General features: G+C 66.1%; 12 protein-coding genes. 5 read left to right on the top strand and 7 right to left on the bottom strand.

Annotated features, from left to right (window positions below):
- Positions 1–63: 63 nt before the first annotated feature.
- From pmtA to CK230_RS20700, 4 genes are all read left to right on the top strand, one after another.
- Entirely contained in the window at positions 64–669 is a 606-nt protein-coding gene (pmtA, locus tag CK230_RS20715; protein ID WP_095819007.1) for a phospholipid N-methyltransferase PmtA, read from the top strand.
- 346 nt (positions 670–1,015) lie between these two features.
- Entirely contained in the window at positions 1,016–1,612 is a 597-nt protein-coding gene (locus CK230_RS20710; RefSeq protein WP_095819006.1) for an NADPH-dependent FMN reductase, read from the top strand.
- Between the two features lie 23 nt (positions 1,613–1,635).
- Complete coding sequence (gene pyrF / locus CK230_RS20705) at positions 1,636–2,334, top strand: orotidine-5'-phosphate decarboxylase (protein ID WP_095819173.1); 699 nt, start codon at positions 1,636–1,638, stop codon at positions 2,332–2,334.
- A gap of 39 nt (positions 2,335–2,373) precedes the next feature.
- The gene (locus tag CK230_RS20700; RefSeq protein WP_095819005.1) at positions 2,374–2,661 is read left to right on the top strand and encodes a DUF1330 domain-containing protein; all 288 of its coding nucleotides are present in this window, start codon (positions 2,374–2,376) and stop codon (positions 2,659–2,661) included.
- Between the two features lie 247 nt (positions 2,662–2,908).
- Here CK230_RS20700 and CK230_RS20695 read toward each other — a convergent pair whose 3' ends face one another.
- The 7 genes from CK230_RS20695 to CK230_RS20665 form a co-directional block, all read right to left on the bottom strand.
- Positions 2,909–3,970 (bottom strand): D-alanine:D-lactate ligase-like protein, encoded by a 1,062-nt coding sequence (locus CK230_RS20695; protein WP_095819172.1) that lies wholly within the window; start codon positions 3,968–3,970, stop codon positions 2,909–2,911.
- Between the two features lie 97 nt (positions 3,971–4,067).
- The gene (locus tag CK230_RS20690; protein ID WP_095819004.1) at positions 4,068–4,946 is read right to left on the bottom strand and encodes an SMP-30/gluconolactonase/LRE family protein; all 879 of its coding nucleotides are present in this window, start codon (positions 4,944–4,946) and stop codon (positions 4,068–4,070) included.
- Complete coding sequence (locus CK230_RS20685; protein WP_095819003.1) at positions 4,943–5,578, bottom strand: 2-dehydro-3-deoxy-6-phosphogalactonate aldolase; 636 nt, start codon at positions 5,576–5,578, stop codon at positions 4,943–4,945. Before CK230_RS20685 ends, CK230_RS20690 begins: the two co-directional genes overlap by 4 nt.
- Entirely contained in the window at positions 5,578–6,510 is a 933-nt protein-coding gene (locus CK230_RS20680; protein ID WP_095819002.1) for a 2-dehydro-3-deoxygalactonokinase, read from the bottom strand. Before CK230_RS20680 ends, CK230_RS20685 begins: the two co-directional genes overlap by 1 nt.
- Complete coding sequence (locus tag CK230_RS20675) at positions 6,507–7,274, bottom strand: SDR family oxidoreductase (RefSeq protein WP_095819001.1); 768 nt, start codon at positions 7,272–7,274, stop codon at positions 6,507–6,509. The genes CK230_RS20680 and CK230_RS20675 overlap by 4 nt, the downstream gene beginning before the upstream one ends.
- 266 nt (positions 7,275–7,540) lie before the next feature.
- The gene (locus tag CK230_RS20670) at positions 7,541–8,890 is read right to left on the bottom strand and encodes an EAL domain-containing protein (protein ID WP_095819171.1); all 1,350 of its coding nucleotides are present in this window, start codon (positions 8,888–8,890) and stop codon (positions 7,541–7,543) included.
- 250 nt (positions 8,891–9,140) lie between these two features.
- On the bottom strand, positions 9,141–10,937 hold the full coding sequence (locus tag CK230_RS20665; protein ID WP_095819000.1) for a polysaccharide biosynthesis protein GtrA: 1,797 nt from the start codon (positions 10,935–10,937) through the stop codon (positions 9,141–9,143).
- 126 nt (positions 10,938–11,063) lie between these two features.
- On the opposite strand from CK230_RS20665, the gene CK230_RS20660 reads away from it, so the two are divergent.
- A complete protein-coding gene (locus CK230_RS20660; protein ID WP_095818999.1) occupies positions 11,064–12,068 on the top strand; it encodes a glycosyltransferase in 1,005 nt (334 codons plus the stop codon).
- Positions 12,069–12,072: the final 4 nt, after the last annotated feature.

The raw sequence follows: 12,072 nt of genomic DNA, 5'->3' as shown, positions 1-12,072 counted from the left end.
CCTTGCCTTGTCCCACCCACCTGCTAAGTAGCGGTTCGGGGGCGAGCATTGAGGAGAGCTCTGATGGCACGTAGTCCCGGGTTGCGCAAAGCGCTGGCCGAAAAATTCGACGACGAGCTGAAGTTCTTCAAAGGCTGGATCGACAAGCCGAAAACGGTCGGCTCGATCGTTCCCACCAGCTCCGTCACCGCCCGCAAGATGGCGTCGATCGTCAATCCGAGATCGGGCCTGCCGGTGCTTGAAGTGGGGCCCGGCACCGGCGTCATCACGCGCGCCATCCTCGCCCAGGGCGTGAAGCCCGAAAACCTCTACGCGGTCGAATATTCGACCGACTTCGTGCGCCATCTGCGCGGGCTCTATCCCGGCGTCAACGTGATCGAGGGCGATGCCTTCAATCTCAACGCCACCCTCGGCGACAAGCGCGACATGGTGTTCGATTCGGTCGTCTCCGGCGTGCCGCTGCTCAATTTCCCCGTCCCCCAGCGCATCGCCTATATCGAAAGCCTGCTCGACCGCATACCCGCCGGACGGCCGATCGTGCAGCTGACCTACGGCCCGCTGTCGCCAATCCCTGCGGGGCGGGGCGACTATACGGTCGAGCATTTCGATTTCATCTTCCGTAATATCCCGCCGACGCAGCTGTGGATCTATCGCCGCGCGGCGCATTAGCTTTTACGCGAGAGTGTTCGCTTATCGCGGGTGGCGGCAGCGTCCTGGCGATTGGCCGAAATGCCCCTCACTTCGTCATCCACGGGCGGAGCAAGGAGCGAAGCGACGCGGCGCAGACCCGAGGATCCATTCCGTGACTTCGACGCGTTGCGACGATCCAGAATTCTGCTCCGCTGCGCTCTACGATTGGGGTAACGGAATGGATCCTTCGCGACGCCGCTTCGCGGCTGCTCCGCCCGTGGATGACGAAGTTGGTAGGTCGCGACCAATCCTTCGACGTTTTCTCCCCGCGACGCGTTGATTTGAATACTCCTTGGCTGTACCTGTCCCCGAACAAGGGTGGCCAATGGCAGTGATCCCACGAATCCTCGTCTTTGCCGGCTCGGTCCGGACCGGCGCGTTCAGCGGCCGGACGGCCGATGTGGCGCAGAAGGAATTGGCCATGCAGGGCGCGGAGGTGACGCGCATCTCGCTCGGCGACTATCCGCTGCCGATCATGGACGAGGATCTCGAAAAGGAAAAAGGTATCCCCGAGAATGCCGTCAAGCTCGGCCGCCAGATCGCGGCGCATGACGGGCTGCTGATCGCGACGCCTGAATATAATGGCTCGATCCCGCCGCTGCTGAAGAACTCGATCGACTGGGTGAGCCGGATACGCCGCGAGGGCAGCCGTTCGTTCAGGCCGCTTTACGGCAAACCCGTCGCCCTCTGCTCGTCCTCCGAGGGAAAGTTCGCCGGCATACGCTGCATCAATCATCTGCGCGCGGTGCTGGTGCGCTGCCAGATGGAGGTGATCACGCCCGAATGCTCGGTTTCCGGCGCCAATGAGGCCTTCGCCGAGGACGGACAATTCAGGGACGACAGACTACACCAATCGATGGAGCGCCTATGCCGTACACTGATGGAAATCTCGCGCATGCTGTCCACCCGGATCGAGGCGTGATCAACTTCGCGGAGGCTGACACGATGCAGGCCAAATCCATGCAAGAGAGGCTGATCGTCGGGCTCGACCTGCCGACGCTGAGCGAGGCCGAGAAGGCGGTGCGTGAGCTCGAAGGCGCCGTTTCCTTCTACAAGATCGGCTACCAGCTCGCCTTTGCCGGCGGGCTGGACTTCGCGCGGGAACTGGCCAGCGGCGGCACGAAAGTGTTCCTCGACATGAAGCTGCTCGACATCGACAACACGGTGGCCAAGGGCGTCGAGAACATCATCAAGATGGGTGTTTCGATGCTCACGCTGCATGCCTATCCAAAAGCCATGAGAGCGGCGGTCGAGGCGGCCAAAGGCAGCGATCTGTGCCTGCTGGGCGTGACGGTGCTGACCTCGATGGACGAGCAGGACATGATCGACGCCGGCTATGAATACGACCCGCACACGCTGGTGCTCCGGCGCTCCGAACAGGCGCTGCATGCCGGCATGGGCGGCATCGTCTGCTCGGCGGAGGAGGCGGAAGCGGTGCGCCGCATCGTCGGACCCGACATGGCGGTGGTGACGCCGGGCATCCGCCCGTCGGGCAGCGACCATGGCGACCAGAAACGCGTGGTGACGCCGGCGCAGGCGATCCGCAACGGCGCCAGCCATCTCGTGGTCGGCAGGCCGATCGTCAAGGCGCCGGACCGCCGCTCCGCGGCCGAGGCGATCCTCGCCGAAATGCAGTCGGCCTGAGCATCGGCCCTTTTCGCGAAAACAAACAGGAGAAAAAGAATGCCCAAGGGATATTGGATCGCTCGCGTCGATGTGCGCGACGCCGAGGGGTACAAGGATTATGTCGCCGCCGCGAAGCTCGCCTTCGACCGCTTCGGCGCGAAATTCCTGGCGCGCGGCGGCGAGCATGAGAAGGCCGAGGGGCCGGGCCGCGCCCGCAACGTCATCATCGAGTTCGAATCGCTGGCGACGGCGCATGACTGCTACCACTCGCCGGAATACCAGCGCGCCGCCGCCATCCGCCAGAAAGTGGCCGAGGGCGAGATCGTGCTGGTGGAAGGCGTTTAGTTCGTCTGCGCCGGCGTAGGTTGGAGATCGGCCGCCCATCTCGTCGTCATCCACGGGCGGAGCAAGGAGCGTAGCGACGCGGCGAAGACCCGAGGATCCATTCCGTGACTTCAACGCGCCGCCACGGTCCAGAATTCTGGTCCGCTGCACCCCACGGCCGAGGTAACGGCATGGATTCCAGGGTCTGCGCACGTCGCTTCGCTCCTTGCTTCGCCCTGGAATGATGAAGTTGCCCGGCCTCAGCCAATCATGGACGCCGCGACGCCAGCCTGTTAGCTGCCGTCTCGGCCATCGCATCGGCAAGGTTCACGCCCCATTGTCTGCGGCAATAGTCGCGGAAATCGAAGCAGGGCAGGCCGGGGCAGACTTCGAACTCGATGAGATGGACGGTGTCGTCGGCCTCGACCCTGAAGTCGACGGAAAAGACATCTTTCAGGCCGAGACCACTTATCAGTTTCCGCGCGATGGCACGGATTTTCCGATCCGCCTCCGGCTGGCTGGCGCCGACGGCCTCAAGCTCCGGCTGGGCATAGGTTCCCGCATTTTTCGCTGCCTGGCCGGTGTCGCCATAAAGCGCCATCGAGTCGGCCATGGTCTGAAAATCGCCGCCGGAATCGACGAAGAAGATGCCCAAAGCCTCGACGCCGGTTTCGGGCTTCAGCCCAAGGAAGCTCGCCCTCACGTTGCGGCCGGCGACATAGGGCTGGACGACGACGTCGTCGCGATAATGCGAAAAAACGCGCCGGCTAAGCTCCAGCGCATGGCCGAGATCGGCGATGCGCGAATCCGGCCAGATGCCGATCTTGGCGCCGAGCCGGTTCGGCTTGACGAACCAGCCCTTGGGCGAGGCCGGCGGCTCGACCAGCCATTCGCCACTGCGCGCCAGGCCGGCCTGCGGCACCGGCAGACCGAGCGCACCGAGCACGGCGCCGGAGCGCAGCTTGTCCTGGCAGAGCGCGAACAGCGAATCGTCGGCGCCGATGGTGCGCAGGCCGTTGAGGCGGGCGAGTGCTGGTGAGGCGCCGCCGCGGAAATAGGCAATGCCGTCGGTCAGCGTCCAGACCAGCGTTGATACGGGATTGGCTCTCGCCAGAACCGGCGCCGCGTCGTCGAGCTCGACAGGCTTGAAAGCGAGACCGCGCTTCTCGCAGGCGACAGCGATCAGGTTGAATTCGGGCGCAAGGTCGGTCGACTGCGCCAGATAGGACGAAATTTCCAGGGCACGATCCACCGGATATCCGTCGGCGGATAGGCGGTCGAGACAGGCCTTTTCCGGCTCGTAGACAAGGATCAGCGTCGGCTGCGGCATCGAATGCTCCGGGAAAAAATCAGGCGCTACCATCGCATGGCCGCAGCGGCCGGCTTGCGGGAAACCGACCGGACTAAGGCGATTGCCTGATAGCGCCTTATGCGATCAGCACGCGCGGCTCGAAGCGGCCGTTGACCGGGATATCGAGCAGGAAGGTCATGCCGGCCTGCGGATCGAGAGCGCGCTGTTTTTCGTCCTTGCCGCTCCAGGCCGAGGTCACGGCCAGGCGGTCGCCCTTGGCGCCGACGAAAGCCGGGCAGGACGGTTGCGTCACCGGCATGGCGATCTCGCGCAGCAGCGTGCCATCCGGCGCATAGGCCTTCACCGCCTTGCCGCCCCAGACAGCGTTCCACAGAACCCCGTCGCGGTCGACGACCGAACCGTCGATATAGCCTTTCGAGGCGCGATGATCGACGAACACCTTCACTTCGCCGGCCGGCAGGCCGGTGGCCGGATCGCAGGCGACGCGCATCAGAAGCCCGGTCGCGGTGTCGGTGTAGTAGGCGATCGTACCGTCCTCGGAAAAACAGATCGAATTCGAGACGGTGATGCCGGAAAACAGCCGGCGCAATTCGCCCTTGAAGAACCAGTAGATCGAGCCCGCGCCCTTCTCCTCGCCCTTGCCCATCGTGCCGGTCCACAGCGCGCCGCAGGGATGGACGCGGGAATCGTTGGAGCGCGTGACCGGATTGTCGGCCTCGATCGGCGTGTGCAGCGTCAGCCTGCCGGTTTTCACGTCCCGGACCTGCAGGCCGATATCGGTGGCGATAAGCTGGCGGTCGGCGTCGATGACGGCGATGGCGCTGGCCATGACGCCGAGGTCATGCACCTTCAGCGCGCCGGCGAGCGGTTTTTCCAGAAGCTTGCCGTTGACGATGTCGAACCAGAATAGCTTGTCGGTCGCGGGATCGTAGCTCGGGCCTTCGCCGAGCTCGCAGATGTGGTCGGAAAAAACCGAAACGCCGTCCATTGTCATCCTCCGAAAGCCTCATCCCAGGCGGCGACGGCGGCACCGGCGCGCCGCGCCACCTCCTCGACCGTCGCGCCCGGCTTGTAGAGACTGGACCCCAGACCGAAGACGCTGACGCCGACCGCCTTGTAGCCGGCAAAATCCTTGTCGGAAACGCCGCCCACGGCGCCGATCGGGGTTGCGGGTGGCAGCACGGCGCGGATCGCCGCGATGCCGCTCGACCCAAGCACGCTCGCCGGGAAGAATTTGAGCGCCGAGGCGCCGAGCCGGATCGCCTGGAAGGCCTCGGTCGGCGTGAATACGCCGGGCATCGTCACCATGCCATGATGCATGGCGCGGCCCATGACCTCGGCATCGATGTTCGGACTGACCAGCAGGCGACCGCCAGCCTTGTGCAAGGCATCGACATCCGCCGCCGTCAGCACCGTGCCGGCGCCGATCAGCGCGCTTTGCGGCAGCGCCTTGACCAGATCGGCGATGGAGACGAACGGCTCCGGCGAATTGAGCGGCACTTCGATGGCCTCGATGCCGGCGTCATGGATCGCCTTGCCGATCGCCACCGCCTCGGACGGCTTCAGGCCGCGCAGGATGGCGACAAGGCCGCGCTTGAGCTTCGGGAAAGGTGCGGTCTGGCTCATCAAGCGCCTCCAATCATGCCGTTCTCGCGCGCGGCCTCGACGAGGCCGGCGCGCACCGCTTCATCGGCGTCCACGCTGCGGAAGGCAAGGCCGGCAAGGCTGAGCGCCGCGCCATAAAGCGTGGCCAGCGCGCCCGAGGCGACGAGCACCACCGGCGCCTCGCTGGCGCCATAGCGTCGTCTCGCCGAGGCGATCTCGCCGCCGATCAGCAGTCCGGACAGGCAGGCTGCCGCATCGGCGGGCTGCAGGTCCTGCAACAGTCCGGCGGCGCGGATGGCGAACAGTTTCGAGGTGACGTCGCCGCCTTCGCCCAGGGCCCGCTCGCACCATTGCCGGAAGAACGGGCTGTCCGCGGCGACGGGAGCGGGATGCTCGCCCAGCGAATGTTTCAGGATCGAGTGCGTGGCGAGCACCGAAAACAATTCGCCGGTCGGCCAGGTGCCAAAACCTTCGACGGCGCCGTCCTCGACCGCGACCCATTTCGAATGGGTGCCGGGCATGCAGACGAGGTGGCGTCCCTTTGCCGGCAAACCAGCGCCGGCAAGCTGGGTCTCCTCGCCACGCATGACATCCGGCGCGGCCGCCTGGCGCTGCGCGAGGCCAGGCACGATGCGGATGTCGCGGCGCGAGCCCTCGATGCGGGCGGCGCCGCGCAGGATAGCGCCGATCGGCGCCGGCACGGTGACATAGGGCGCCTCGATCCAGCCCTGCCGCGAGCCGGCCATGCCGCAGATGATGACCGGCAGCGTGTCCGGCGCGCCCATGGCGTCAAGGTGGCCTTCCAGCACGTTGGCAAAGCCTTTTTCGCGGGCGGTGATCAGCCCGTCGTCGCCCCGCCGCTCGGCAAGCACCTTGCCGGTGTTGTCGAGCAGCCAGGCCCTGAGCCGCGTCGTGCCCCAATCGAGCGCGGCGACCGCGGGTGCCGCGCTCACAGGAAGCCTCCATCGACGATAAGCATCTGGGCGGTCAGCATGCGCGAGGCGTCCGACGCCAGGAACAATACCGTGCCCACCATGTCGTCGGGCTGCATCACATCCTTGATGCATTGCTTGGCGACATGGGCGGCGAGGCCCTCGTCGGTCACCCAGAGCTCGCGCTGGCGTTCGGTGATGACCCAGCCCGGCGCCACCGCGTTGACGCGGATGCGGTCGGCGCCGAGCTTGCCGGCGAGACCCTTGGTCAGGCCGAGTATGCCCGCCTTGGCTGCCGTGTAGGCCGGCATATCGGGATGGTTGATCAGATAGGAGGTGGAGGTGAAGTTGATGATCGAGCCGCCGCCGGCGCGCTTCATGCCGGGCGCCACGGCCTGCGCGGTGAAGAAATGCGGCCGCAGGTTGATGGCGAGGTTGTTGTCCCAGAACTCCACCGTGACGTCTTCCACCGCGTGGCGATCGTCGAGCGCGGCATTGTTGACCAGCACCGTCACGTCGCCATGCGCCTCAGCCGCCTTGGCCGCGGCGGCGCGCAGCGCCTCGATGTCGCGCAGGTCGGCCTTGAGGTGGAGCGGCCGGCGGCCGAGCTCCTTCTCCAGCCGCCCGGCAAGGGCGGTGCTTGGCCTCTCGGCGATGTCGATGAAGGCGACCCTGGAGCCCTGGCGCATAAAACCTTCGGTCAGCGCCGCGCCGATGCCGGAGCCGCCGCCGGTGATCAGCACCGAGGCGCCGTCGAGGTCGGCGAACCGTGCCGATGGCATCATGATTTCTTCTCCCTTTGGCCGGCGCGCATCCTAGCCACGCCGGGCCGGGGGGCAAGGGCGAAAAGGCGGATTCGGCAGCTTATGTCCGACAAATGAGGCACTCCCCCTCACCCAGCCTCCGCTTCGCTCGGCTGACCTCTCCCCGAGGGGAGAGGAGATCGCCGACGTCGGCGCCAGTCTCTTCTCCCCGTCGGGGAGAGGGTGGACGCGAAGCGGCCGGATGAGGGGGCCGGCGCTGTCATATGCGGTTAGGCGCCGCGAATTGGTCAGATCGCCTTGGCGTGCAGCGCGCCGCGATAGGAATCGCGCAGATAGCCGAGCGTGGCGTCGGCATCGGCCGGCTTGCCGAACAGGTAGCCCTGGCCGCCGGCGCAGCCGAACTGGACGAGGCGGTCGGCTTGGGCCTCGTCCTCGATGCCTTCGGCGACGACATCCATGCCGAGCCCCTCGCACATGGCGAGGATGGCGCGGATGATGTGCTCCGAGGGCCGGTCGTCGAGGATGGAGGAGACGAAGGCGCGGTCGATCTTGAGCTTGTCGAAATGGAACTCGCGCAGGCGGCCGAGCGAGGACTGGCCGGTGCCGAAATCGTCGAGCGAGACGCGGATGCCGACGCGGCGCAGGTCCGCGACGATCTTCTCGGCCGAGGCCGGATCATTCATCAGGCCGGTCTCGGTGATCTCGATCTCCAGGCGGCGCGGGTCGAAGCCGGTGCGGTCGAGGATGGCGAGGATGTGCAGGCCGGTGTTCTGGTCGACGAGTTGCGAGGGCGACAGGTTGAAGGACAGGAATAGATCCTTCGGCCAGCTGCGCGCCGCTTCCGTCGCCTTGCGCAGCACCAGCTGCGACAGCGGGCCGATGATGCCGCGTTCCTCGGCGATCGGGATGAAGACGGATGGCGGCACGACGCCGAGGTCGCGGTCGGTCCAGCGCGCCAGCGTCTCGAAGCCGATGGTGCGGCGGCTGTTGAGGTCGACGATGGGCTGGAAATGCGGCTCGACCTCGCCGGCCGAGACGGCGCGGCGCAGCGCCTGCTCGATCCGAGTGACGCGCTTGGCCGCCTCCTCCATCTCGCGGGTGTAGACGACGACGCGGCCGCGGCCCGAGCGCTTGGCATGATAGAGTGCCGTTTCGGCCTTGTTGACGAGGATCTCGGTGGTCTCGTCGCCGGAATAGAAGAGCGAGCAGCCGACCGAGGCGGAAAGCCTGGCGGTGCGCTCGCCGACATCATAGGGGGCCGACAGGATCTCGATCAGCATGCGCGACTTTTCGGCCGCCTGCTCCTCGGAGAACACCATTGGGTAGAGATAGGCGAACTCGTCGGCGCCGATGCGGCAAACGGTGGAATAGCCGTCCATCGAGGCGCGCAGCCGCATCGCCACCTGGATCAGGATGTCGTCGCCGGCCTTGTGGCCGAACAGGTCGTTGATCGGCTTGAAGCCGTCGAGGTCGAGGATGCCGACGGTGAAGGGCGCGGGGTCGTCGGCGCGGTCGCTGATCAGGCGATCGACCTTGTCGAAGAAGCGACGATGGTTGCCGAGCCCGGTCAACGAATCCGTCAAGGCCAGATCCGTGTTTTCCCTGCCTGGCTGACCGGTGCCAAACGTCGTTTGCATCATGCCTCTGTTCTTATGTCGGTATTTTCGGCCAGACTGGCAGCAAAGCGTTTAGGAAAAGTATCGGAAAATCGTTTTTCTTCACCCAAGAGTTGCTGGCGTCGCTGGCGCTTGTCCAGCTTTGGACAAGGAATTCCGACGCGCTTCCAAATATTCGTTTATGCGTAATCTCTAACAGAAGTACCGAATACACTTTCCGGGTTGGCTTCTGGTCGCACGATCGCGGACGGTGAATCTTGTCGCTTGCCTTTTAGCCGGCTTGCCTGACGCGATAGAGCTCGATCGGGCTGCCCTTTTCGCTGACCGGCTCAAGCCAGTCCGGCACGCTGCCGCGCAGCAGCCCGGCCAGGAAGCCCTGCGGCGCCTTTTGGGTCAGGGTCCGGCTCTCGAAATTGCCGGGGCAGATGGCGACGAGGCCGACATGATGCGCCTCGACGATCCGCCGCGCGTCATCGGCCGAGCCGAGAAAGGCATCCAGCGCCAGGAGATTGCCGGCGACGTTGCGATGGTAGGGGCCGGCGAAGACCTTGTGGCCGCTATAGACGAGGATCGGCGCGCCGAGATTGGAGATCGCAAGCACGGTGGTGCCGGCCATGCCGCCAAGCGGCGCGAAGGTGGCCTTCTTCTCGCAGGCCCTGTCGGTCGTGCCGCGGTCGGCGGCAGCCGGGACTTTTTCGAATGCCACCGAGGCGGCGGCGGCAACGCCGGTCCAGACCGGGTTGATCGAGACCAGCCAGACGGCCGCAAGGCGCAGCGCCACGCCGGGCGAAGAGCCGGCTTCGGCCCGCGCCCGCCATTTCGCAATCCAGGCCGACAGCGGAATGACCGCGAAGGCGATCGAGAAGGTGGTGCCGCGCAGCTGCCAGGCGCCGACCACGAAGGAGACGGCAAGCAGCGCCGCGACGAGGCTGTCCTGCCGCCGCCAGCCGCCGCCCCGCAAGCGCAGCGCCATCAGGGTGATCGCGACCAGCGGCGTCGCATAACGCGCCGCCACGCGCGCCGGATCGTGGACAAGCAGCGTGAACAGCGACTGGGCCTCGTCGATATGGTCGAGCCACAGTTCCTTGAGGCGCGGGTCGAGATTGGCATAGGGCGCCGAGAGGCATTGCGGGAACAGCGCCGCCACGACCACGCCGAGGACGATACCCAGCGCGGCCAGCGACCCCAGTCTGCGCCGCCAGTTGCGGGCAACGGGCTCGACCGAGGCGATCGCCGCCAGCCCGATGCCGGCGATGGCGGCGACAGCGAATTGCGCGACCGAAAAGGCGTCGCATTGCGCCATGCCCCATGCGGAAGGCGGGATGGTGGAGAGGAAGACAAGAGCCGAGACGCCGGCGAAGCCGAGGCCGAAATCCCGGGCGATCGCCCGCTCGCCGCCTGGATCGGCAACGAACAGCAGCGACACGCAAGCACCGATGGCTGCGACATAAGGAACCGTTTCCATGCCGACGGCGAGCGTCAGCGCGGCGCAGAGGCCGGACAACAGCGCGGCCCGGCGCCAGGCAGGCGCCTCGAGCAGCAGCGCGAGGCTCGCCATGGTAAGCATCAGCTGGACGTTATGATGGTCGAGCGCGCCCGGCGCATAGATGCCGACGAAATAATAGCCGGCGCCACCGATGAGGACGGCGGGCAGCACCGCGCCGCCGCCGCCGAAACTGCGCGCGGCGCGCGCGGTGAAGAACAGGGTCGACCAGAAGAGCAGCGCCGGCCACAGCACCTGCGCCACGTCCTCGGCAAGCGGCCTGCTGCCGGTGAGCGCCGAGGCGGCAAGCACGAGCGCGGCGATCGGCGCATCCACCAGCCTGGACCAGTGCATGACGAAGCCGCCTTGCAGCCCCATCCGATACTGGTGCAGGTCGAACCAGCCCTGTCCGGCAAGCAGATCGCGGACCTCGACGAGGCGCAGCAGATTGTCGTTGTCGCCGCCGGCATCGGTCAGCGGGCCGAACCCCGTCCACGCGTCGACGGCGAGCGCGAGCAAGGCGGCAAGCAGCGCCAGCAAGAGGTCGGATTTCCACGAGGCGGCGCCGTTCTCGGCTGTGCCCATTGCCGTGACCTTTGACGGGAGAGGATCGGTTTAAACCTAGCCTTAACGGCTTCAATAAATAGTAAAACGGCTCGACGGGACCGGCATCAGGCCGGCCGGAGGCTGGTCGGGCGTCCGGAGACAGACATGCCGCATGCAGTCCGCCACGAGCCGGTCATCGCCGTGCTCCTGCCTTGCTACAATGAGGAGCTCACCATCGGCGAGGTCGTGCGGCGCTTCCGCGAGACCCTGCCGTCGGCCGCGATCTATGTCTACGACAACAATTCCAAGGACCTCACGGCGCTGAAGGCCCGGGCCGCCGGCGCCATCGTCGTGCGCGAGCCGCGCCAGGGCAAAGGCAATGTGGTGCGGCGCATGTTCGCCGACATCGAGGCCGACATCTATGTGATGGCCGACGGCGACGGCACCTATGCGCCGGAGGACGCGCCGCAGCTGATCAACGTGCTGCAGACCGAGCGCTGCGACATGGTGGTGGGCACCAGGCGCGGCGTGACCGACGATGCCGGCCGCAACGGCCATGCCTTCGGCAACCGCATCTTCAACCGGCTCTACAAGGGCCTGTTCGGGACCGATTTCACCGACATCTTCTCCGGCTACCGGGTGTTTTCGCGCCGCTTCGTCAAGAGCTTCCCGGCGGTGTCCGGCGGCTTCGAGATCGAGACCGAGATGTCGGTGCATGCCTCGCAGCTGAAACTGCCGGTGAGCGAGATGGCGCTCGACTATGGCCGCCGCCCGCAGGGCTCGTCGTCGAAACTGTCGACCTTCCGCGACGGCGCCAGGATTCTCTGGATGTTCGCCATGCTGATGAAGGAGACGCAGCCGCTGCGCTTCTTCGGCACATTCGCGCTGTTCTTCCTGGCGGCGAGCATCGGTCTGATGATCCCCGTGCTCATCGAGTTCGCCGAGACGGGACTGGTGCCGCGCATGCCGACCTGGGTGCTGTCGATCGGCATGCTGCTCCTGGCCATGCTCTCCATGATGACCGGGCTGATCCTCGATTCGGTGTCGCGCGGCCGGGCCGAGCAGAAGCGCATCTTCTATCTGTCGATTTCCTCCGGCCGGGCAGAGCGCGCCGTATCCGGGCAGGCCTTGCCGAAGGGCGAAGCTGGCAAGGCCTCGCGGGCGGCCTAGTGGG

The organism is Mesorhizobium sp. WSM3859, assembly GCF_002295065.1.
GTDB lineage: Bacteria > Pseudomonadota > Alphaproteobacteria > Rhizobiales > Rhizobiaceae > Mesorhizobium.
The sequence above is the reverse complement of the archived record's forward strand: the minus strand, read 5'-3'. Positions and strand labels throughout refer to the sequence as shown.